The organism is Pseudomonas sp. B2021 (assembly GCF_018135665.1).
GTDB classification, from domain to species: Bacteria; Pseudomonadota; Gammaproteobacteria; order Pseudomonadales; family Pseudomonadaceae; genus Aquipseudomonas; species Aquipseudomonas lactis.
Window position 1 is genome coordinate 4,563,005 of sequence record NZ_SMOF01000001.1, and the last position, 23,241, is coordinate 4,586,245.

The 23,241-nt window shown below is 61.4% G+C and carries 19 protein-coding genes; 11 read left to right on the top strand and 8 right to left on the bottom strand.

From position 1 onward, the window contains the following. Nucleotides 1-16: 16 nt before the first annotated feature. The 4 genes from moeB to E1K68_RS20420 are packed head-to-tail and all read left to right on the top strand — an operon-like array spanning nucleotide 17 to nucleotide 4,571. Nucleotides 17-1,879 carry a molybdopterin-synthase adenylyltransferase MoeB gene (gene moeB / locus E1K68_RS20405; RefSeq protein WP_212614586.1) on the top strand — a complete coding sequence of 621 codons (1,863 nt, stop codon included), beginning with the start codon at nucleotides 17-19 and terminating at the stop codon, nucleotides 1,877-1,879. A 16-nt stretch (nucleotides 1,880-1,895) separates the two neighbouring features. Next, a complete protein-coding gene (locus E1K68_RS20410; RefSeq protein ID WP_003193306.1) occupies nucleotides 1,896-2,810 on the top strand; it encodes a PLP-dependent cysteine synthase family protein in 915 nt (304 codons plus the stop codon). A gap of 37 nt (nucleotides 2,811-2,847) precedes the next feature. Then, entirely contained in the window at nucleotides 2,848-3,840 is a 993-nt protein-coding gene (locus tag E1K68_RS20415; protein ID WP_003193308.1) for a serine O-acetyltransferase, read from the top strand. A gap of 2 nt (nucleotides 3,841-3,842) precedes the next feature. Continuing rightward, nucleotides 3,843-4,571, top strand: coding sequence for an alanyl-tRNA editing protein (locus tag E1K68_RS20420; RefSeq protein WP_003193309.1), 729 nt, complete (start codon nucleotides 3,843-3,845; stop codon nucleotides 4,569-4,571). Between the two features lie 131 nt (nucleotides 4,572-4,702). Here E1K68_RS20420 and prpD read toward each other — a convergent pair whose 3' ends face one another. The 6 genes from prpD to E1K68_RS20450 all read right to left on the bottom strand — a co-directional run bounded on the left by prpD (nucleotide 4,703) and on the right by E1K68_RS20450 (nucleotide 13,096). After that, nucleotides 4,703-6,187, bottom strand: a complete 1,485-nt coding sequence (prpD, locus tag E1K68_RS20425; protein WP_034136185.1) for a 2-methylcitrate dehydratase — start codon at nucleotides 6,185-6,187, stop codon at nucleotides 4,703-4,705. Between the two features lie 155 nt (nucleotides 6,188-6,342). Continuing rightward, nucleotides 6,343-7,533: a 2-methylaconitate cis-trans isomerase PrpF gene (gene prpF / locus E1K68_RS20430; RefSeq protein WP_212614587.1), complete on the bottom strand. Its 1,191-nt coding sequence runs from the start codon at nucleotides 7,531-7,533 to the stop codon at nucleotides 6,343-6,345. Between the two features lie 11 nt (nucleotides 7,534-7,544). Next, entirely contained in the window at nucleotides 7,545-10,139 is a 2,595-nt protein-coding gene (acnD, locus tag E1K68_RS20435) for a Fe/S-dependent 2-methylisocitrate dehydratase AcnD (RefSeq protein WP_003193315.1), read from the bottom strand. 183 nt (nucleotides 10,140-10,322) lie between these two features. Then, nucleotides 10,323-11,450 carry a 2-methylcitrate synthase gene (prpC, locus tag E1K68_RS20440; RefSeq protein WP_212614588.1) on the bottom strand — a complete coding sequence of 376 codons (1,128 nt, stop codon included), beginning with the start codon at nucleotides 11,448-11,450 and terminating at the stop codon, nucleotides 10,323-10,325. Between the two features lie 42 nt (nucleotides 11,451-11,492). Next, nucleotides 11,493-12,386, bottom strand: coding sequence for a methylisocitrate lyase (gene prpB, locus E1K68_RS20445; protein ID WP_003193320.1), 894 nt, complete (start codon nucleotides 12,384-12,386; stop codon nucleotides 11,493-11,495). Beyond that, nucleotides 12,383-13,096 carry a GntR family transcriptional regulator gene (locus tag E1K68_RS20450; protein ID WP_003193321.1) on the bottom strand — a complete coding sequence of 238 codons (714 nt, stop codon included), beginning with the start codon at nucleotides 13,094-13,096 and terminating at the stop codon, nucleotides 12,383-12,385. Before E1K68_RS20450 ends, prpB begins: the two co-directional genes overlap by 4 nt. Nucleotides 13,097-13,366: 270 nt before the next feature. On the opposite strand from E1K68_RS20450, the gene E1K68_RS20455 reads away from it, so the two are divergent. From E1K68_RS20455 to pabB, 4 genes are all read left to right on the top strand, one after another. After that, nucleotides 13,367-13,891 (top strand): ATP-dependent zinc protease, encoded by a 525-nt coding sequence (locus E1K68_RS20455; protein ID WP_014719501.1) that lies wholly within the window; start codon nucleotides 13,367-13,369, stop codon nucleotides 13,889-13,891. A gap of 18 nt (nucleotides 13,892-13,909) precedes the next feature. Continuing rightward, a complete protein-coding gene (locus E1K68_RS20460) occupies nucleotides 13,910-15,442 on the top strand; it encodes an inactive transglutaminase family protein (protein WP_003193324.1) in 1,533 nt (510 codons plus the stop codon). Further along, a complete protein-coding gene (locus E1K68_RS20465) occupies nucleotides 15,442-16,428 on the top strand; it encodes an alpha-L-glutamate ligase-like protein (protein ID WP_003193326.1) in 987 nt (328 codons plus the stop codon). The genes E1K68_RS20460 and E1K68_RS20465 overlap by 1 nt, the downstream gene beginning before the upstream one ends. 101 nt (nucleotides 16,429-16,529) lie before the next feature. After that, the gene (gene pabB, locus E1K68_RS20470) at nucleotides 16,530-17,873 is read left to right on the top strand and encodes an aminodeoxychorismate synthase component I (protein WP_169912535.1); all 1,344 of its coding nucleotides are present in this window, start codon (nucleotides 16,530-16,532) and stop codon (nucleotides 17,871-17,873) included. A gap of 110 nt (nucleotides 17,874-17,983) precedes the next feature. Here the strand turns inward: pabB and thrH are convergent, their stop codons facing one another. Then, entirely contained in the window at nucleotides 17,984-18,601 is a 618-nt protein-coding gene (thrH, locus tag E1K68_RS20475; protein WP_014719505.1) for a bifunctional phosphoserine phosphatase/homoserine phosphotransferase ThrH, read from the bottom strand. A gap of 151 nt (nucleotides 18,602-18,752) precedes the next feature. On the opposite strand from thrH, the gene E1K68_RS20480 reads away from it, so the two are divergent. The 3 genes from E1K68_RS20480 to E1K68_RS20490 all read left to right on the top strand — a co-directional run bounded on the left by E1K68_RS20480 (nucleotide 18,753) and on the right by E1K68_RS20490 (nucleotide 22,177). Continuing rightward, nucleotides 18,753-19,487 (top strand): phosphoadenylyl-sulfate reductase, encoded by a 735-nt coding sequence (locus E1K68_RS20480; RefSeq protein ID WP_034136191.1) that lies wholly within the window; start codon nucleotides 18,753-18,755, stop codon nucleotides 19,485-19,487. Nucleotides 19,488-19,905: 418 nt separating this feature from the next. After that, entirely contained in the window at nucleotides 19,906-21,435 is a 1,530-nt protein-coding gene (locus E1K68_RS20485; protein WP_003193334.1) for an NCS1 family nucleobase:cation symporter-1, read from the top strand. Between the two features lie 13 nt (nucleotides 21,436-21,448). Further along, nucleotides 21,449-22,177, top strand: coding sequence for an aspartate/glutamate racemase family protein (locus E1K68_RS20490; protein WP_034136192.1), 729 nt, complete (start codon nucleotides 21,449-21,451; stop codon nucleotides 22,175-22,177). 105 nt (nucleotides 22,178-22,282) lie between these two features. Here the strand turns inward: E1K68_RS20490 and E1K68_RS20495 are convergent, their stop codons facing one another. Then, nucleotides 22,283-23,206: a LysR family transcriptional regulator gene (locus E1K68_RS20495; RefSeq protein ID WP_192001620.1), complete on the bottom strand. Its 924-nt coding sequence runs from the start codon at nucleotides 23,204-23,206 to the stop codon at nucleotides 22,283-22,285. Between the last annotated feature and the right edge of the window lie 35 nt (nucleotides 23,207-23,241).

The following is a 23,241-nucleotide window of genomic DNA, read 5'->3' on the forward strand; positions in this document are numbered from 1 at the left end:
CCAACGCGAGAGAAACATGGACGTCCTCCGCCCCACCGCCCTGGAACAGATCTACGCCCACGCCAGCCGCAGCTACCCCGAGGAATGCTGTGGTTTTGTCTTCGCCGACGGCAGCGTGTACCTGGGCAGCAATATCCAGAATGAGCTGCACCGCAAGAACCCCCAGATGTACCCACGCAGCGCGGCCAACGGCTACACCTTTTCGGTGGCCGACACCCTGCTGATGAACAAGGCGTTTCGCAGCGACAACCCGGTGGTGGTGATCTACCACTCACACCCGGATGTGGGCGCCTATTTCAGTGACGAAGACCAGGACAAGGCACTGTTCCTGGGCGAGCCGATCTTCCCCGTCAGTTACCTGGTGGTGGATGTTCGTCAGGGCCAGGCCCTGGGCTCCAAGCTGTTTGCCTGGGATGGCAAGCATTTCTCCCTTCAACCTTTCAACGACCTGCACACGGAGTTGTCCATGAACGCTGTCTCTTTCCCCGACATTCTGGTTCGCGTGGCCAAGCTGCCGGAATCGACCCTTGAGGGCGCCGGATCGACATTGCGCGAAGTCATTGAAAATCTCTGCACCCATCACCCCCAATTGCGTCAGCACCTGTTCCATGAAAAGAACGACCAGCTCAAGGAACACTTCCTGTTTACCGCCGAGGAGGCGCTGATAGACGCCGATGAACCCCTGCCAGCAAAAGCCCGGATCGAAGTATTGCTCGCCACCTCCGGCGGCATGGACATCGACACCCTGAGCAACGAAGAAGTGCAGCGCTATGTGCGCCACATCACCCTGCCGGGCGTCGGCCGCGAGGGCCAATTGAACCTGAAGAAAGCCAAGGTGCTGGTCATCGGTACCGGCGGCCTGGGCTCGCCCATCAGCCTGTACCTGGCGGCGGCCGGCATCGGCACCCTGGGCCTGGTGGACTTTGACGTGGTGGAAAGCAGCAACCTGCAACGCCAGATTGTGCATGGCAACAGCACCCTGGGCATGCCCAAGGTCGAGTCCGCCAAGCAGCGCCTGCTGGACCTCAACCCCTATATCCAGATCAATGCGCACAACACCGCGCTCGACACTGACAACGCCCTGGAACTGGTGGGTGCCTATGACCTGGTGATCGACGGCACCGACAATTTCGACACCCGCTACCTGGTCAACGACGCCTGTGTGCAGTTGGGCAAACCTTTGGTGTACGGCGCCATCTACCGTTTCGACGGGCAGATCAGCGTGCTCAACTATAAAGGTGGGCCGTGCTATCGCTGCCTGTTCCCCAAGGCCCCGCCCGCTGAGCTGGCGCCCAATTGCAGCGCGGGCGGTGTGATCGGCGTGTTACCGGGCGTGGTCGGCATGATCCAGGCCACCGAGGCGATCAAATTGCTGATCGGCATTGGCGAACCCTTGTCCGGCCGCTTGATGCGCTTCGACGCACTGGCGATGAAGTTCAGCGAGATCCGCTTCAAGCGCCGCGCCGACTGCCCCTGCTGTTCAGACCTGCGCCACAGCGAAACCGTCGCGCCGGCCACCTGCGCCGATGCCTTACCGAGCCAGCCCTCCCTGGCCGCGGAACGCTACATCAAGCCCCAGGTGCTCAAGCAAGTGCTCGAACACCCTAGCAGCGCCGATGTATTGCTGGACGTGCGTGACGCCAGCGAACTGGAAGTGTGCAAATTACCGGGCGTGGTGCATATCCCGCTGGCAGAACTGGATGGGCAGCTCGCCAGCCTGAGCCGCGACAACACCCACTACCTGATCTGCTACGCAGGCGCCCGTGCCGAGCAAGCCGCCAGCACCCTGTTGGCAGCCGGCTTTGCCAACACCAAAGTCCTGCAGGGTGGCATGAAACATTGGGTTCGCGACGTCGAACCTGACATGCCGCTGTACTGAGAGTGGGGACGTACTGATGCTGCATAACTCCATTCTCGACGTGATCGGCCAAACGCCGATCGTGCGTCTGGCCCAGTTTTCCGAAGACCTCGGCATCGAGGTCTACGCCAAGCTGGAGTCGCTCAACCCCGGTGGCAGCCACAAGGCGCGCATCGCCCTGGGCATGATCCTGGATGCCGAGCGCCGCGGTGTGCTGATCCGTGATTCCGGGCAGACCATCATCGAACCCAGTGGCGGCAACACCGGCATTGGCCTGGTGATGGCCGGCAACGTGCTGGGCTACAAAGTGGTGCTGGTGATCCCTGACAACTACAGCCCGGAAAAACAGAAGCTGCTGCGGCTGTACGGTGCCAGGGTAGTGCTGTCCGACAGTCGCCTGGGCAATAACTCCCACGGCGAAAAGTGCATGGAGCTGCAGTTGGAAAACCCCAACTACGTGATGCTCAACCAGCAACGCAATGGCGCCAACCCCCAAACCCACCGCGACACCACCGCTCCGGAAATCCTTCGCGCCTTCGGTGAACAGCGCGTGGACTACTTCGTCAGCGGCATTGGCACCGGGGGCCATATCACCGGTATCGGCGAAACCCTCAAGGCCGCCTGGCCCGCGCTGCGAGTGATGGGCGTAGAACCGGAAGAATGCGACCTGCTCAAAGACCGGCACGCGGCGCACGGGATCCAGGGCCTGTCGATCGGCCTGATCCCCAGCATCCTCAACCTGGACGTGATCGACGGCATGCTCAAGGTGTCGCACGCCGATTGCCTGGACATGATCAAACGCATCATGCGCACCGATGCCATCAGCCTGGGGCTGTCTTCGGCCGCCAACATGGTTGCCATCGCCCAACTTGCCCCCGAACTGCCGCCTGAAACGGTGGTGTTGACCATGGTCTACGACAATGCCGACAGCTACCTGCCCAGTTTCGAATAACCGGGCTTTTAACCATTCAACATACGGGGGTGTCTCCATGGGGGGCTTTATCGACATGCAACAGCTGCACGATGAGTTGCTGACCCACCTCATCACCACCCTGACGCCCGGGCAGATGAAGCAGCTGGAACCGCACCTGGCGCCGTTGATCCAGAACGCCGCCCAGGCAGTGGCCGAAGACCTGATCGCCTATGCCTATCGGGACCCGGCGTCCCGTGGCCGCGGTGAGTTGATCCTGGAATCCTACGCCTCGTTCAAGGCCGTACTGTTCTACCGTCTTGCGCACCTGGTGTGGCATTTCCAGGCCGCTGACAACGGCGAGTTTTCGCGCATGGCCCTCAAGCTGAGCAACCAGGGCAAGATCCTCTCCGGCGCCGAGATTCACCCGGCAGCGCGTATTGGCCGGCGCTTTGTGCTGGACCATGGCTACGGTACCGTCATCGGCGAAACCTGCGTGATCGGCAACGACTGCTACATCCTCTGCGGCGTGACCCTGGGCGCGCGCGGTATCGCCAACAACCCGGACGGCAAGCGCCACCCGCGCCTGGGCAACAACGTCGAAGTCGGCGCCGGCGCCCGGGTGCTGGGCTATGTTTCGATCGGCGACAACGTGTTTATCAGCCCCTCCTGCGTGATTACCCAGGACGTGCCGGCAGGCACCAAGGTCAAGGTGGTCAACCAGATCCAACTGCAAAAAAACGATGAATCGGACCACAGCAACTACCTCGGCGCCTTTGCCCTGGATGAGCGCTTGCACGTGGTGGGCGAAGTGAGTGTCGGCCACAAGGTCACCGTGCTGGACGCCGACTTTCATCCCCTGCAAGGGCTGATGCTCGAACCCACGGTGAAAGAGCGGCACCACCTGCAGTTTCGTCTGCGTCGCCTCGACAACGACGAACAACTGCCACGCCTGCCGCTGAACCTGAAGGTGTGCGGGCCGGAATTTGAAATCACCCTGCTCTCTCCCCCTGGCTTGAGCGCACTGGTGCGCCACCTCTTGCAAGCCACCCCATTGATCGTCGGAGGTTGAACATGTCTGTGCATACCATGGAAACCCTGGCGCTGTTCGACAGCGCGCCCTACCAGAACGCCTTCAGCGCCCGGGTGATTGCCGTCAGCGAACAGGGTATCGCCCTGGAGCACACCCTGTTCTACCCCACCGGCGGCGGGCAACCGGGCGATACCGGCCACCTCACCCTGGCCGACGGCACACGGGTGCAAGTGACCGGCACGGTGCGCGACCCGGTGTTGCGCTCGATCATCTGGCATCAGGTGGACCACTGCCCCGAACAGTTGGCCGCTGGCGTCCAGATCGACGCCGGGCTGGATTGGGAGCGGCGCTACCAGCACATGAAGATGCACACTTGCCTGCACTTGCTGTGTTCCCTCATCGACGCGCCCGTGACCGGTTGCAGCATCAGCGCAGATAAAGGCCGCCTGGATTTCGACCTGCCGGAGATGACCCTGGACAAAGACGGACTCACCCGTGACCTCAACGCCCTGATCGAGCAGGCCCACGCGGTAAAAACCCTGTCGATGCCCGCCACCGAGTACGCGACCCTGCTGCAGATCACCCGCACCCAGGCGGTTGCGCCGCCGGTGGTCTCGGGTTCGGTGCGGGTGATTGAAATCCCCGGCATCGATATCCAGCCCTGCGGCGGTACCCATGTGCTCAACACCGAGGAAATCGGCCGGGTGTTCTGCGAGAAGATCGAGAAAAAGAGCAAGCACAACCGCCGGGTGATACTGCGGTTTGAATAGATTCTGAAGCAGAAACTTCAGTCAACTGTGGGAGCTGGCTTGCCTGCGATAGCTGACATCCAGTCAATTCATGTGGGGCTGACACACCGCTATCGCAGGCAAGCCAGCCCCCACAGCGACCGTGCTGTTTTTCAGATCGTGAACAGGTCCATGAAACGGTTCACAGGTGTCGCCTCAAGCCGCGCCTGGTCCTTGCACAGGGCGACAATCTCAGCGCTGCGTTGCGCGGTAAACCGCGTGGCCAGGTTGGCCTTGAACTTGTCTTCCAGCAGTGGAATGCCATCCACCCGACGGCGGCGATGGCCAATCGGGTACTCCACCGCTACCTGCTCGGTGCAGGTGCCGTCCGTGAAAAACACCTGCACCGCGTTGGCAATCGAGCGTTTGTCGGCCTCCAGGTATTCGCGGCTGTAGCGCGGGTCTTCGACGATGACCATCTTGTCGCGCAGCTCATCGATGATCGGGTGGGCCGCGTGGAAATCATCTTCATACTGCTCGGCCACCAGGTTGCCGAACGCCAAGGGCACGGCGGTCATGTATTGCAGGCAGTGGTCGCGATCAGCGGCGTTGGCCAATGGGCCAACCTTGGAAATAATGCGAATCGCCGACTCGTGAGTAGTGATCACGATACGGTCGATTTCATGCAAACGATGCTTGACCTGCGGGTGCAGGGCGACTGCCGCTTCACAGGCCGTTTGCGCGTGAAACTCGGCCGGGAAGCTGATTTTGAACAGCACGTTCTCCATCACGTAGGTGCCGTAGGGTTGGGGCAGGCTGAAGGCGCGGTTGTCCTCGGGCTTGAGCGCCAGGTCCTTGTTGGTGTGGCTGAACAGCACGTCGTAGAAGCCCCATTGCGGCGCACTCAGCACGCCGGGGATGCCCATTTCGCCACGCAAGGCGATGTCTGCCAGGCGCACGCCGCGGCTCGATGCATCGCCTGCCGCCCAGGATTTGCGCGAGCCGGCATTCGGCGCATGGCGATAGGTGCGCAACGCCTGGCCATCGACAAAGGCGTGGGACAACGCCGATAGCAGTTGCTCGCGGTTGGCCCCCATCAGCTTGGCGGTGACCGCCGTGGAGGCGACTTTCACCAGCAACACATGGTCGAGACCTACCCGGTTGAAGGAGTTCTCCAAGGCAATCACCCCTTGGATTTCGTGGGCCATGATCATCGCTTCCAGCACCGCACGCACAGTGAGCGGCGCGTCGCCATTGGCCAGGCGCTTTTGCGACAGGTGATCGGCCACGGCGAGGATGCCGCCAAGGTTGTCCGAAGGGTGGCCCCATTCAGCGGCGAGCCAGGTGTCGTTGTAGTCGAGCCAGCGCACGATGCAACCGATATCCCAGGCGGCCTTGACCGGGTCCAGGCGAAACGAAGTGCCCGGCACCCGTGCACCGAACGGCACCACGGTGCCCTCCACCATCGGCCCCAGGTGCTTGGTGCACTCGGGGAAGCGCAGGGCCAGCAGGCCACAGCCGAGGGTGTCCATCAGGCAGTTGCGGGCGGTGTCCAGGGCGTCTTGGGAGTCGATGCGGTAGTTGAGGACGTAGTCGGCGATGTCCTGCAACACCGGGTCGTAGTCGGGACGGTTGTTCTGGTCGACGTTGGCGCTCATGGCAGTTCTCCTAAAAGTTGGTTGTTCCATCCTCAGGGTCAGGGTTTGATCGTTCCCACGCGGAGCGTGGGAATGCATCCCGTGACGCTCTGCGTCACAGCAGGACGCAGAGCGTCCCAGGCGGCGTTCCCACGCGGAGCGTGGGAACGATCAAGCTAGAAAGCGTCGCCGGGGATGCGCACATAGCCTTCCATTAACACCCGTGCGCTGCGGCTCATGATGGCTTTCTTCACCACCCATTCACCGTCCACCTGGCTGGCCTCGGCGCCGACGCGCAAGGTGCCGGACGGGTGCCCGAAGCGCACGGCATTGCGCTCCACGCCGCCTGCCGCCAGGTTGACCAAAGTGCCGGAAATCGCCGCGGCGGTGCCAATCGCCACCGCCGCAGTGCCCATCATCGCGTGGTGCAGTTTGCCCATCGACAAGGCGCGCACCAGCAAATCCACATCGCCGGCCTTGATCGCCTTGCCACTGGAGGCCACGTAATCGGCAGGCTTGGCGACGAACGCCACCTTGGGCGTGTGCTGGCGCTGGGCGGCCTCGTCCAGGTGTTTGATCAGGCCCATGCGCAACGCGCCATACGCCCGCACGGTCTCGAACATCGCCAGGGCCTTGGGGTCGCTGTTGATCGCGCCTTGCAGCTCGGTACCGGTGTAGCCCAGGTCTTGGGCATTGATGAAAATCGTCGGGATACCGGCGTTGATCAACGTGGCCTTGAAGGTACCGACGCCGGGCACCTCCAGGTCGTCGACGAGGTTGCCGGTGGGGAACATCGAGCCACCACCGCCCTCTTCTTCCGCCGCCGGGTCCATGAATTCCAGCTGCACTTCGGCGGCCGGGAAGGTCACGCCGTCCAGTTCAAAGTCGCCGGTTTCCTGCACCGCGCCGTCAGTGATCGGCACGTGGGCAATGATGGTCTTGCCGATGTTGGCCTGCCACACCCGCACCACGGCCACGCCGTTATGGGGTACGCGGGCCGCATCGACCAGGCCGGCACTGATGGCGAACGAGCCCACCGCCGCCGACAGGTTGCCGCAGTTGCCACTCCAATCGACAAATGGCTTGTCGATGGAGACCTGGCCGAACAGGTAATCCACGTCGTGATCGGCGCGGCTGCTTTTGGCCAGGATCACGGTCTTGCTGGTGCTCGAGGTGGCCCCACCCATGCCGTCGATCTGCTTGTCATAGGGGTCGGGACTGCCAATCACCCGCAGCAACAAGGCGTCGCGTGCAGGGCCTGGTACCTGCGCCGCTGTGGGCAGGTCCTTAAGGCTGAAGAACACGCCCTTGCTGGTGCCGCCACGCATGTAAGTGGCGGGGATTCTGATTTGCGCTACGTGTGCCATGGTTATCCTCTTCAGGCGGTTGCCTTTGATTCCAGGAAGTCCTGGGCGAAACGCTGCAACACGCCACCCGCCTCGTAGATCGACACTTCTTCGGCGGTGTCCAGGCGGCACGTCACCGGCACCTCGACACGTTCGCCATTCTTGCGGTTGATCACCAGAGTCAGCTGCGCACGCGGGGTGCGCTCGCCGACCACGTCATAGGTTTCACTGCCGTCGATCTTGAGGGTGTGGCGGTCGGTGCCCGGCAGGAATTCCAGGGGCAGCACGCCCATGCCCACCAGGTTGGTGCGGTGGATGCGCTCGAAGCCTTCGGCGGCAATCGCTTCCACACCGGCCAGGCGTACGCCCTTGGCCGCCCAGTCACGGGACGAGCCCTGGCCATAGTCGGCGCCGGCGATGATGATCAGCGGTTGCTTGCGCTCCATGTAAGTCTCGATGGCTTCCCACATGCGCGTGACCTTGCCTTCCGGCTCGATACGCGCAAGAGAGCCCTGCTTGACCTTGCCGTTTTCCTGCACCATTTCGTTGAACAGTTTCGGGTTGGCGAAGGTGGCGCGCTGCGCCGTCAAATGGTCGCCCCTGTGGGTGGCGTAGGAGTTGAAGTCGACTTCCGGCAAGCCCATCTTCGCCAGGTATTCACCGGCGGCGCTGTCGAGCATGATCGCGTTGGACGGCGACAAGTGGTCGGTGGTGATGTTGTCCGGCAGCACCGCCAGCGGGCGCATGCCTTTGAGCGGCCGTGCACCGGCCAGCGCGCCTTCCCAGTACGGCGGGCGGCGGATATAGGTGCTTTGTGGGCGCCAGTCGTACAGCGGCGTGACCTTGGGGCCGGTGTCTTCGTGGATGGCGAACATCGGGATATACACGGCACGGAATTGCTCGGGTTTTACCGAAGCCTTGACCACCGCGTCGATCTCTTCATCGCTCGGCCAGATATCCTGCAGGCGGATCTCCTTACCATCGGCGTCCAGGCCGAGCACGTCCTTCTCGATGTCGAAACGGATGGTGCCGGCAATCGCATAGGCCACCACCAGCGGCGGCGACGCCAGGAAGGCTTGCTTGGCGTAAGGGTGAATGCGCCCGTCAAAGTTGCGGTTACCCGACAACACTGCGGTGGCGTACAGGTCGCGGTCGATGATCTCTTGCTGGATCACCGGGTCGAGCGCGCCGGACATGCCGTTGCAGGTGGTGCAGGCAAAGGCCACCACGCCAAAACCGAGTTTTTCCAGCTCATGGCCAAGTCCCGCTTCTTCCAGGTACATGGCCACGGTTTTCGAGCCCGGCGCCAAAGACGACTTGACCCACGGCTTGCGGGTCAGCCCCAGCTTGTTGGCGTTGCGTGCCAACAGGCCGGCGGCGATCACGTTGCGCGGGTTGCTGGTGTTGGTGCAGCTGGTGATGGCGGCGATGATCACCGCGCCGTCGGGCATTTGCCCCGGCACGTCATCCCATTGGCCAGCGATGCCTTTTGACGCCAGGTCGCGGGTGGCCAGGCGGGCATGCGGGTTGCTCGGGCCGGCCATGTTGCGCACGACGCTGGAGAGGTCGAAGCTCAGGCTGCGCTCGTACTGCGCGCCTTTCAGGTCGTCCGCCCACAGGCCAGTGTGGCGTGCATATTGCTCGACCAGGGCGACTTGTTCGTCTTCGCGGCCGGTGAGTTTGAGGTAGGCAATGGTTTGCGCGTCGATGTAGAACATCGCGGCAGTGGCGCCGTACTCCGGGGCCATGTTGGAGATGGTGGCACGGTCACCCAAGGTGAGTGCCGCAGCCCCTTCGCCGAAGAACTCCAGCCAGGCGCCGACCACCTTCTGCTGGCGCAGGAACTCGGTGAGCGCCAGCACCATATCGGTGGCGGTAATGCCCGGTTGCAGCTTGCCGGTCAATTCCACGCCCACGCTTTCCGGCAGGCGCATCCACGACGCGCGGCCGAGCATCACGCTCTCGGCTTCCAGGCCACCGACGCCGATGGCGATCACGCCCAGGGCATCCACGTGGGGCGTGTGGCTGTCGGTGCCGACACAGGTATCCGGGAAGGCCACACCGTCACGCACCTGAATCACCGGAGACATTTTCTCCAGGTTGATCTGGTGCATGATGCCGTTGCCCGGCGGGATCACATCAACGTTCTTGAAGGCCTTTTTGGTCCACTCGATAAAGTGGAAACGGTCTTCGTTGCGACGGTCTTCAATGGCGCGGTTTTTTTCGAAGGCTTGCGGGTCAAAGCCACCGGCCTCGACGGCCAGGGAGTGGTCGACGATCAATTGGGTGGGCACCACCGGGTTGACCTGCGCCGGGTCGCCGCCTTGCTGGGCGATGGCATCACGCAAGCCGGCGAGGTCGACCAGGGCAGTCTGGCCGAGGATGTCATGGCACACCACGCGGGCCGGGAACCACGGGAAGTCGAGGTCGCGCTTGCGCTCGATCAGTTGGCTCAGGGATGCGTCGAGGGTGGCCGGGTCGCAACGGCGCACCAGGTTCTCGGCGAGCACGCGCGAGGTGTAGGGCAACGTGGCGTAGGCGCCGGGCGTGATTGCCTCGACAGCCGCACGGGCGTCGAAGAAATCCAGGCGGCTGCCGGGGAGCGGTTTGCGAAATTCAGTGTTCATCGTCAGGACTCGGTCACGGTAAGTTCGAAAGGTGAACTGTCGACACTGGCTCTGTTTCCTGTGGGAGCTGGCTTGCCTGCGATGGCATCACTGCGGTGTGACAGGTACACCGAGGTGATGCCATCGCAGGCAAGCCAGCTCCCACAAAAAAGCACATTAGCCAGCGGGCACAGCCCATCCCATTCAGCGACGTTCGATTGGCACGAACTTGCGCTGCTCAACGCCGGTGTACTCGGCGCTTGGACGGATGATGCGGTTGTTGGCGCGCTGCTCGAACACATGCGCAGCCCAGCCGGTCAGGCGCGAGCACACGAAGATCGGCGTGAACAGCTTGGTCGGAATGCCCATGAAGTGGTACGCCGAGGCATGGTAGAAGTCGGCGTTGGGAAACAGCTTTTTCTGTTCCCACATGGTCTTGTCGATGGCTTCGGAGACCGGGAACAACACGGTGTCACCCACTTCGTCAGCGAGTTTTTTCGACCAGCCTTTGATCACCTCGTTGCGCGGATCGCTGTCTTTATAGATCGCGTGGCCAAAGCCCATGATCTTGTCTTTGCGCGCCAACATGCCAAGGGTGCCTTCAACCGCTTCCTGGGCCGAGGAGAAACGCTCAATCATTTCCATCGCTGCTTCGTTGGCACCGCCGTGCAGCGGGCCGCTCAGGGAGCCGATGGCAGCGGTGACGCAGGAATACAGGTCGGACAGGGTCGATGCACACACCCGTGCGGTGAAGGTCGAAGCGTTGAATTCATGTTCGGCGTAGAGGATCAGTGACACGTTCATCACTTTGACGTGCAGCTCGCTCGGTTTCTTGCCATGCAGCAGGTGCAGGAAATGGCCGCCGATGCTCGGCTCGTCGGTCACGCAGTCGATGCGCTGGCCGTCGTGACTGAAGCGATACCAATAGCACATGATCGCCGGGAAGGCGGCGAGCAGACGGTCGGTGACATCGCGCTGCACGCTGAAATCTTTCTCGGGCTCGATATTGCCCAGGAACGAGCAACCGGTGCGCATCACGTCCATCGGGTGGGCGTCGGCGGGGATGCGTTCGAGCACTTCTTTCAGGGCTTGGGGCAGGTCACGCAGTTTGCTCAGCTTGTTGCTGTAGGCGTCCAGTTCTGCCTGGGTTGGCAATTCACCGTACAGCAGCAGGTAGGCGACTTCTTCAAACTGGGCGTCGGCGGCCAGTTCGCGCACGTCGTAGCCACGGTAGGTCAGGCCAGCGCCGGCCTGGCCCACGGTGGACAGTGCAGTCTGCCCGGCGACCTGGCCACGCAGGCCAGCACCACTCAATACTTTCGCTTCAGCCATGTTCGTTCTCCAATTTTGTAGTTGTTCAGGGAACCACAGGGTTTATTTTTTCGCGGCAAACAGCGCGTCGAGCTTCTGCTCGAAGGTGTGGTAGTCGATGCGATCGTAAAGCTCCATGCGCGTTTGCATGGTGTCGATCACGTTCTGCTGGGTACCGTCGCGACGAATCGCGGTGTAGACATTCTCGGCGGCCTTGTTCATGGCACGGAAGGCCGAGAGCGGGTACAGCACAATGGAAACATCCGCAGATTTCAACTGTTCGGTGGTGTACAGCGGTGTCGCGCCGAACTCGGTGATGTTCGCCAGGATCGGCGCCTTCACGCGGGAGGCGAACAGCTTGTACATCTCCAGTTCAGTGATGGCTTCCGGGAACACCATGTCGGCACCGGCCTCGATGCACGCGGCGGCACGTTCCAGGGCAGACTCCAGGCCCTCGACCGCCAGGGCGTCGGTGCGCGCCATGATCACGAAGCTGTCATCGGTGCGCGCATCCACGGCAGCCTTGATGCGGTCGACCATTTCCTGCTGGGACACGATTTCTTTGTTCGGGCGGTGACCGCAGCGCTTGGCGCCGACCTGGTCTTCGATATGGATGGCGGCGGCGCCGAACTTGATCATCGACTTGACGGTACGCGCCACGTTGAACGCCGAGGAGCCGAAACCGGTGTCCACGTCCACCAGCAGCGGCAGGTCGCACACGTCAGTAATGCGGCGCACGTCGGTGAGCACGTCATCCAGACCGGTGATGCCCAGGTCTGGCACGCCGAGGGAGCCGGCGGCTACACCGCCACCTGACAGGTAAATCGCCTTGAAGCCGGCGCGCTTGGCCAAGAGCGCATGGTTGGCGTTGATGGCGCCCACCACTTGCAAGGGCTGTTCGCTGGCGACGGCGTCACGAAAACGCTGGCCGGGAGTGCTGTTGTTGTTGGAACTCATGACTCACCTCGTGATGAAGGCGCACCGTCCGGGAAGTGACGGGCAATGTTGCGTTTGGAGGCGCCGATATGCCGGCGCATCAACAGTTCGGCCAGTTCACCGTCGCGATCGGCAATCGCGTCCAGAATGCGGTGATGCTCGGCAAAAGCCTGGCGTGGACGATTGGGGGTGGCGGAGAACTGGATGCGGTACATGCGCACCAATTGGTACAGCTCGCCGCAGAGCATTTGGGTGAGGGTGCGGTTACCGGCGCCTTGAATGATGCGGTAGTGAAAATCGAAGTCGCCTTCCTGCTGGTAATAGCCAACACCAGCCTGGAACGCCGCGTCCCGTTCGTGGGTGTGCAACACCTGGCGCAGTTCTTCGATTTCCGCGTCAGTCATGCGCTCGGCGGCCAGGCGACAGGCCATGCCCTCCAGGGACTCGCGAATTTCATACAGTTCGACCAACTCGGCGTGGCTCAAAGACACCACGCGCGCGCCGACATGAGGCACCCGCACCAGCAGGCGCTGGCCTTCCAGGCGATGGATCGCTTCGCGCAAAGGGCCGCGGCTGATGCCGTAGGTGCGCGCCAGCTCCGGCTCGGAAATCTTGCTGCCGGGGGCGATTTCGCCTTTGACGATGGCGGCCTGGATACGCCGGAAGACGTTCTCCGACATGGTCTGGGAATCGTCCGGTGCCACCGCTGGTTTTTCCAGTTGCTCCAACATATTGTCGACACCTTGAAAAGCAATGCCGCAAAAACTAGTCAATTAGCCCCGCATAGTCAAAGAATAAATACACATTGTCGACAATCGTCTAATAACCGCCTCATTCGCTTGCGAAGGCATGGCCGCCTGCCAGCGCTGGCGCCAAAAAAGCATCATGTTAGAATGCCCGCCGCTTTTGCCTGACATCAGACGATGAAAGAGCGCACCCGAGATTGCGCAGCAATGCCAGTCGCCATGAAATGAACAGTGCACTGCCCTGCCTCAGGATTTATGAGACTCAAGCCTTACCTACTAGTGATGTGCCTGCTGTGCATACCGAGCCTTGGCGCTGGCGCCGAGAAGACCGTGTACGGCCTGAATGAATACGCCAAACTTGCAGGTATCGACCTGGAAGTGGCGGCCAAACTCGACACCGGCGCCAAGACCGCCTCGTTGAGTGCCCGCGATATCAAGCGCTTCAAGCGCAATGGCGAATCCTGGGTCCGCTTCTACCTGGCCATCGACACCGCCCATTCCCACCCCATCGAACTGCCCCTGGCGCGTGTCAGCAAGATCAAGCGCCGCGCCGGCGACTACGACCCCGATGAGGACAAGAACTACACCGCCCGCCCAGTGATTGCGCTGGATATCTGCATGGGCAGTGCTTTACGCAGCATCGAAGTGAACTTGACTGACCGCAGCGCATTCCAATACCCGCTGCTGATTGGCTCCGAAGCGCTCAAACGCTTTGATGCGCTGGTCGACCCCAGTCTTAAATATGCAGCAGGCAAACCCGCCTGCGCCGCCGACGCTTAATACCGCCGAGTAAACCGAATGCGCTCTCTGACCCTGCACCTGAAAATCCTGATCACCTTGCTGGTGGTGCTGGGCATTTCGGTCACCGCCTATCAGATCTTCGTGCTGGGAATTCCCGTCACCGAAGATGCTACCGACGACTTGTGGAACATCGACGCCAAGGTCGAGTTCGTCGCCAACCCGAAAGACCCGGTCAAGATCCAGATGTTCGTGCCGCCCCTGAGCCGCGACTTCGTCAGCCTCAATGAAAGCTTTATCTCCAACAACTACGGGGTGAGCGTCAACCGCATCGACGGCAACCGCAAGGTCACCTGGTCGGCGCGCCGGGCCAAGGGCAACCAGACCCTCTATTACCGCCTGGTGCTGACCAAGCGCTACAGCGGCGAAAAGGTCAAGATCAAAGGCCCGACCTTCCGCGACAGCATCGCCGTGGAAGGCCCCGAGAAGATCGCCGCCGAAGCCTTGCTGGCGCCGATTCGCCAGCACTCGGCCGACGTCGAGACCTTTATCAGCGAAGCCATCAAGCGCACCAACAACCTCAACGACGACAATGTGAAGTTGCTGCTGGCCGGAGACCCCTCGACGCCGCACAAAGCCAAAATCGTCGAGCTGCTGCTGTCCATCGCCCACGTGCCGGTAGAGAAAGTCCACACCATCCGCCTGGTGGCCGACCAGCCGCAAACCCCGGAGCTGTGGCTGCGCAGTTTCAACGGCAACGACTGGCTGTACTTCAACCCGGAGACTGGCGAACAGGGCCTGCCCGCCGACCGCCTGCTGTGGTGGACCGGCGATGAAAACCTGATCACGGTCGATGGCGGCAAGAAGGCCATGGTGACCTTCAGCCTCAACAACAGCGAAATGAACGCGATTCGCCTGGCCAAGCTGACCGACGAAAACACCGACGCCAACTTCCTCGAATACTCGCTGTACGGCCTGCCGCTGCAAACCCAGCAGACCTTCATGATCATGGTGATGATCCCGATTGGCGTGCTGGTGATCCTGATCCTGCGCAACCTGATCGGCCTGCAAACCTTGGGCACCTTCACCCCCGTGCTGATCGCCCTGGCGTTCCGCGAGACCCAGTTGGGCTTCGGGATTGTGCTGTTCACGATCATCACGGCCCTGGGCCTGTCGCTCAGGTCGTACCTTGAACACCTGAAACTGCAGATGCTGCCGAGGCTGTCGGTGGTGCTGACCTTCGTGGTGGTGTTGATTGCCGCCATCAGCCTGTTCAGCCACAAGCTGGGGCTGGAGCGTGGCTTGTCGGTGGCGCTGTTCCCGATGGTGATCCTGACCATGACCATCGAACGCCTGTCGATCACCTGGGAGGAACGTGGTGCCAACCATGCGCTGAAAGTGGCGATTGGCACGTTGTTCGCCGCGTCCCTGGCGCACCTGATCATGAGCGTGCCGGAGCTGGTGTATTTCGTGTTCACCTTCCCGGCGATCCTGTTGATTCTGGTGGGCTTCATGCTGGCCATGGGTCGCTATCGCGGCTATCGCCTCACCGAGCTGGTGCGCTTCAAGGCGTTCCTGAAGGCTGACTCTTGATGTTCGGCTTCTGGAAGACCTGGAAGGCCCTGGAAGCGCGGGGGATCATGGGCATCAACCGGCGTAATGCCGACTACGTGCTCAAGTACAACAAGCGCAGCCTGTACCCCATCGTGGATGACAAGATCATCACCAAGGAACGGGCGCTGGCGGCAGGCATCCACGTGCCGGAAATGTACGGGGTGATCTCCACCGAGAAGGAAATCGACAAGCTCGACGAGATTATCGGTGGGCGCAGCGACTTCGTGATCAAGCCCGCCCAGGGCGCCGGCGGTGACGGCATCCTGGTGGTGGCCGACCGGTTCGAGGGGCGCTATCGCACGGTGTCCGGCAAAATCATCAGCCATGAGGAGATCGAGCACCAGATTTCCAGCATCCTCACCGGCCTGTATTCCCTCGGCGGCCACCGCGACCGCGCATTGATCGAGTACCGCGTGGTGCCCGACCAGATCTTCAAGAGCATCAGCTATGAAGGCGTGCCGGACATCCGCATCATCGTGCTGATGGGCTACCCGGTGATGGCGATGCTGCGCCTGCCCACCCGCCAATCCGGCGGCAAGGCCAACCTGCACCAGGGCGCGATCGGCGTGGGTGTAGACCTGGCCACCGGCCTGACCCTGCGCGGCACCTGGCTGAACAACATCATCACCAAGCACCCCGACACCACCAACGCCGTAGATGGCGTGCAACTGCCCAACTGGGACGGTTTCATGAAGCTCGCCGCCGGCTGCTATGAGCTGTGCGGGCTGGGTTATATCGGCGTGGACATGGTGCTGGACCAGGAAAAAGGCCCGCTGATCCTTGAGCTGAACGCACGGCCTGGGCTGAACATCCAGATTGCCAACGACTGCGGCCTGACGTTGCGCACCCATGCAGTAGAGGCGCGGCTGGAAGAACTCAAGGCGGCCGGGGTGACAGAGACCCCAGAGGAACGGGTGAAGTTCGTGCAGGAGATGTTCGGGCATATTCCGCCCGTGGAAGGCTGATCCGGTCTTCGAACTGTCTATCCCCGACATCCCCTCTAGGAGCAAATCCTACAGGGGACTACAATCCCCCTCCCCCGCGCCATTGGCTGATCCACCCCCGCATGTCGACCTGTTCCGTATACCCGTTGCCCTACCGGGCCAATCCCGCCGAGTTCTTTGCGGTCATTCGCCACGCCCCTGGTGCGGTGCTGCTCGACAGCGGCCGCCCGATGGCTGTTCGCGGCCGGTATGACCTGCTCAGTGCCTGGCCCGAAGCGATCCTGACGGTAGGGCCGGACGAAAGTGGCGGTGATTTCCTGCAACGCTTGCGCAAGAACCTCACGCAGTTAGGTCAAGCGACGTTGCCTGATGGCTATGACTTACCGTTTGCCGGTGGTTTGATCGGTTACCTGAGCTATGACTTTGGTCGGCACCTGGAGCAGATTTCACACCTGGCCGTGGACGATTTGCATCTGCCCGATGCGCGTTTCGGGCTCTATGCCTGGGCGCTGGTCAGCGATCACCAGGTGCAAACCAGCCAGTTGGTCTTTCACCCTGCGCTGGCCGACAGCGAGCGGCAACGCTTGATCAACGTGTTCAGTCAGGCACAAAACGATGCGCCGACGACCTTCAAGCTTCACGGCCCCATGATCCCGGACCTCAGCGCCGAGGCGTATCACCAGGCCATCATTCGCATCCAGGATTACATCCAGGCCGGCGACTGCTACCAAGTCAACTTTGCCCAACGCTTTCGCGCGCCGTGCATCGGCGATCCATGGGCAGCCTACTGCGCGCTGCGCGAAGCCTGCCCGACGCCGTTTTCCGGGTTCCAGAGTTTGCCCGATGACGGCGCGGTGCTGAGCCTGTCGCCGGAACGCTTTGTGCGCATCAGCGAGCGTCAGGTGGAAACCCGCCCGATCAAGGGCACCCGCCCTCGCGGTTTAACCCCCGAAGAGGATGCCGCCAACGCCGCTGAGTTGCTCGCCAGCCCCAAGGACCGCGCAGAAAACCTGATGATCGTCGACCTGCTGCGCAACGACCTCGGCCGCAGTTGCCGCATCGGCTCAGTGAAAGTGCCGGAGCTGTTCAGCCTGGAAAGCTACCCCAACGTGCACCACTTGGTGAGCAGCGTCACCGGCGTATTGGCCGACGACAAAGACGCCCTCGACCTGATCGCCGGCAGCTTCCCCGGCGGCTCCATCACCGGCGCGCCGAAGATTCGTGCGATGCAGATTATCGACGAGCTTGAACCCACCCGCCGCGGGCTCTATTGCGGCTCGCTGGTGTACCTGGACGTGCGCGGCGAGATGGACAGCTCCATCGCGATTCGCAGCTTGCTGGTCAAGGACGGGCAAGTGTGTTGCTGGGGTGGCGGTGGGATTGTGGCGGATTCAGAGTGGCAGGCGGAGTATCAGGAATCGTTGACGAAGGTGCGGGTGTTGTTACAGACATTGGAAGGTTTGTAGGGCCTGTACCGGCCCTATCGGGGGCAAGCCCCCTCCCACCTTCGACCGCGCCGCGATCAAAGGTGGGAGCTGGCTTGCCTGCGATGGGGCAATCAGCCTCGCAGAAACACTTACAGGCTCAACTGCCGATTCGACGCCTTGATAAACTCTTTCTTCAGGTCTTCAAACGTATGCACCGCCGGGAACTGCGGGAATTCGCGAATCACATTGTCCGGCGCATGGAACAGAATCCCGCGGTCAGCTTCACCCAGCATGCTGGTGTCGTTATAGGAATCACCGGCAGCGATCACGCGGTAGTACAGGGTCTTGAATGCCAGCACCGATTGGCGTTTCGGGTCTTTCTGGCGCAGTTGGTAGCTGACCACTCGGTCGTTTTCATCGGTGATCAAGCGGTGGCAGAGCAGGGTTGGGAAACCCAGCTGACGCATCAGCGGCTGGGAGAACTCATAAAACGTGTCGGACAGGATCACCACCTGGAAGCGCTCGCGCAGCCAGTTGACGAACTCGATGGCGCCGTCCAGCGGCTTGAGCGTGGCGATCACGGCCTGGATATCGGCCAGCTTGAGCCCATGCTCGTCGAGGATGCGCAGGCGCTGCTGCATCAGCACGTCGTAGTCGGGAATGTCACGGGTGGTGGCCCGCAGGGACTCAATGCCGGTTTTCTCGGCGAAGGCGATCCAGATTTCCGGAACCAGCACCCCTTCCAGGTCAAGGCAGGCAATTTCCACACGACACTCCTATTAGATGTTGTTAGTTGAGCGAGCAAAAGGACTGCCGAACTCTAGCGACTCAAGCCCGCCGCCGCAACGCGGGACAGATTTTGATACCATCGCCCTCCTAGAGAGCGCTCAGCGCCACTGACCTGTAGGAACCGTCCTGATGAACCAAGCCTTCGACGTCGTTGAACTCGCCACGACTTATGCCAACAAGTCTGCCCAGGACATTCTCAAGCTGGCGTTCAGCCAGTTCGGTGATGACCTGTGGATTTCCTTCAGCGGTGCCGAGGATGTGGTGCTGGTGGACATGGCCTGGAAGCTGAACAAGAACGTCAAGGTGTTCAGCCTCGACACCGGCCGCCTGCACCCCGAGACCTACCGGTTTATCGAGCAGGTGCGTGAGTTCTACAAGATCGACATCGAACTGATCTCACCGGACCCGAGCAAGCTGGAGCCCTTCGTCAAAGAGAAAGGCCTGTTCAGCTTCTATAAGGACGGCCATGGCGAATGCTGCGGTATCCGCAAGATCGAACCGCTGCGCCGCAAACTTGCCGGTGTACGCGCCTGGGCCACCGGCCAGCGCCGCGACCAGAGCCCCGGCACTCGCAGCCAGGTGGCGGCGCTGGAAATCGACACGGCGTTTTCCACGCCGGAACGCACCCTTTACAAATTCAACCCGCTGGCACAGATGACGAGCGAGGAGGTGTGGGGTTATATCCGCATGCTCGAGCTGCCGTACAACAGCCTGCATGAGCGCGGGTTTATCAGCATCGGCTGCGAGCCCTGCACCCGGCCGGTATTGCCACGCCAGCATGAACGTGAAGGCCGCTGGTGGTGGGAAGAAGCCACGCAGAAGGAATGCGGACTGCATGCGGGGAATATCATCAGCAAGGCTTGAGCCTCTGATGCCACCGCCTCTGTAGGAGCGAGCTTGCTCGCTCCTACAGAAAGCGAAATTTCCTTTTTGGTCGGGTGAATCTTGTACACAACCTTGTAACCATAAGTGCCATTTTTGTGTGCAACTTAATATACAACGCACCAAAACGTAACATCTCCCGGCGCCAATGGCGCTGTCTATAAATAGCCCTGCAATTAACAAAAAAATAAATACCTGTTCAAACGGTCAATTTATAACGCTTGTAATTCAGTAATTTATTCTCAAACTATATAAAAACGAAATTAGCCAAGATTTTCATATATCGAAAATTGGCACGCATATGGCTTAGGCATAAGTACGCTTTGTATACAATCAATACAAAACCTACATACACTTTGCCATCCGCCGCTTTGCTGCAGATGCGCTGGAGCCTGCCGGAATGCGTACAAGCCTCTCGAACACCCTCGCACTGGATCTGCCCTCCTCCCCATTAAACCCTGCAGCCGCCGGCCCCGGCCCGCTGGTGCTCAGCCCGCGCCTGCACAACAAGGACCTGGCGCCCACCAAGGTCGAAGGACGACGCTGGGGGCGCTATAGCATCTTCGCGTTGTGGACCAATGACGTGCACAACATCGCCAACTACTCATTCGCCATCGGCTTATATGCATTAGGCCTGGGCGGCTGGCAAATATTGCTGTCCCTGGGGATCGGCGCGGCGCTGGTGTACTTCTTCATGAACTTGTCGGGCTACATGGGGCAGAAGACCGGTGTGCCGTTTCCGGTTATCAGCCGCATCAGTTTTGGCATCCACGGGGCGCAGATTCCGGCATTGATCAGGGCGGTAATTGCGATTGCCTGGTTTGGGATCCAGACCTACCTGGCCTCGGTGGTTTTCCGCGTACTGCTGACAGCCATTCATCCAGGGTTTGCCGATTATGACCACGACTCGATTCTCGGCCTGTCGACCCTGGGTTGGGCGTGCTTTGTGGCGATCTGGTTGGTGCAGTTGGTGATTCTCGCCTATGGCATGGAAATGGTACGTCGCTATGAAGGCTTCGCCGGGCCGGTGATTCTGCTGACCGTGGCTGCGCTGGCCGGCTGGATGTACTTCCAGGCGAACGGGCAAATTGCCTGGTCGATCCGCGAGCCCCTGAGTGGCGGCGAGATGTGGCGCAATATCTTTGCCGGCGGCGCGCTATGGCTGGCGATCTACGGCACCTTGATCCTCAACTTCTGCGACTTCGCCCGCTCTTCGCCGTGCCGCAAAACCATCCAGGTCGGCAACTTCTGGGGCCTGCCGGTGAATATCCTGGTATTCGCCGCCATCACCGTGCTGCTGTGCGGCGGGCAATTCCAACTCAATGGCCGGGTGATCGAAAGCCCCACCGAAATCATCGCGGCGATCCCCAACACCTTCTTTCTGGTGCTCGGCTGCCTGGCTTTCCTGATCGTCACCGTGGCGGTGAACATCATGGCCAACTTCGTCGCCCCGGCCTTTGTACTGAGCAACCTGGCGCCCAAGTACCTGAACTTCCGGCGCGCCGGGTTGATCAGTGCCTTTGTTGCCGTACTGATCCTGCCGTGGAACCTCTACAACAGCCCGTTGGTGATCGTGTACTTCCTCTCAGGCCTCGGCGCGCTGCTGGGGCCTCTGTACGGGGTGATCATGGTCGATTACTGGCTGATCCGTAAAAGCCAGGTGGACGTGCCACAACTGTATAGCGAAGACCCCCAAGGCATTTATTACTACAGCCGGGGGGTGAACATGCGTGCGGTGGCGGCGTTTATTCCGGCGGCGGTGATCGCCATCCTGCTGGCGCTGCTGCCGGGGTTTGCCAGCGTCTCGCCGTTTTCCTGGTTGTTTGGCGCCGGCATTGCCGGGTTGCTGTACCTGCTGATCGCCAAGCGCCAACCGCACTACGCCGATGTCAGCGGCGAAAGCATTGCCGTCGATAACGTCAGTCATTAAACAAGGACTTTCCATGCGTATCCTCGTGGTCAACGTCAACACCACCGAATCCATCACCGAGACCATCGCCCAGCAAGCACGGGCGGTGGCTTCACCGGGCACCGAGATTGTCGGGCTAACCCCGTACTTCGGCGCCGAATCGGTGGAAGGCAATTTTGAAAGCTACCTGGCGGCCATCGCCGTGATGGACCGGGTAATGGCCTACGACCAGCCCTTTGATGCGGTGATCCAGGCCGGCTATGGCGAACATGGCCGTGAAGGCTTGCAGGAACTGCTCAATGTGCCGGTGGTGGATATCACCGAAGCGGCGGCCAGCACCGCGATGTTCCTGGGGCACGCCTACTCGGTGGTGACCACCCTGGACCGCACTGTGCCGCTGATTGAAGACCGGCTGAAACTTGCCGGCCTTTACCAGCGTTGCGCTTCGGTGCGCGCTAGCGGCATGGCGGTGCTGGAGCTGGAAGAAGACCCGTTGGGCGCCATGGAGGCCATCGTGCGCCAGGCGGAACTGGCCATTCGCGATGACAAGGCCGAGGTGATCTGCCTGGGCTGCGGCGGCATGGCCGGGCTGGACGAGCAGATTCGCCAGCGCACCGGGGTGCCGGTGGTGGACGGGGTGACGGCGGCGGTGATGGTGGCCGAGTCGTTGGTGCGGTTGGGGTTGTCGACGTCGAAGGTCAGGACGTATGCCACGCCGCGGCCGAAGAAGGTCATCGGTTGGCCGGGCAAGTTCGGGCGGTAGACCGATGCGCCTGCATCGCGGGCAAGCCCGGCTCCCACAGTGATCGGGACCCCATGTGGGAGCCGGGCTTGCCCGCGATGGCCACGACTCGATGTAAGGCCGTGCTCAGATAGCACTGAACCGTTGAGCCAGTTTCTGCTCGGCAAACTGCTCAATAACGAAATCCACAAACACCCGCGTCTTGCCCGGCAGCAATTTATGCTCGGCGTAGTAGATGGAAATATTGCCGTCGTCCACATACCAATCGGGTAACACTCGCACCAACGCCCCGCTGTCCAAGAACGGCACGGCCATCGGCATGCTCACCAGCGCGATACCAAGGCCCTGGGCACTGGCGCAGCAAGCGGCTTCGGAGTCGCTCATGGTCATGGCCGGCTTCAGTACCAGTGGGCTGTGCTCGCGCTCACGATGGGTCAGTTGCCACGAACGCACCCGGCCTGTCTGCGGCGAGCGGATCAAGATGCCGAGGCAGTGCGACAGATCCTCGGGCGCCCGCACCGGCAAGCGTCGCGCCAGGTAATCCGGCGATGCCACCAGCACCCGGTGCGCCGGGGTCAACTTGCGCGCCACCACGCCTTGGGGCAGCTCAAACCCGCCACCGATGGCTGCATCGAAGCCTTGCCCGATCAGGTCGACCTGGCGATTATCGAAGTGCCAGTCCGGGCTGATATCCGGAAAGCGCTGCATGAATTCGCCCAACAACGGCACCACGTACCGATTGCCGAACACTGGCCCCATGCTGACCTTGAGCGTGCCCACCGGCCGCCCTTCGGCACTGGCCAGGTTGGCGACCGCATTCTGAATGGTGGTGAGGCTGCCGCTGACTTCCTCCAGGAACATTTTACCGGCTTCGGTCAGCGCCAGGCGCCGAGTGCTGCGCTGGAACAGCCGCACACCGAGGCGCGCCTCCAGCTTGGCGACGCTTTTACCCACTGCAGCAGGCGTGAGGCTCAGGTGCCGTGCAGCCTCGGCAAAGCTGCCACCCTCGGCGCTGCGCACAAAGCATTCGATACTGCCAAAGCTTTCCATATGGCCCCACTCTAAACTTTTGGTTTACACAGACT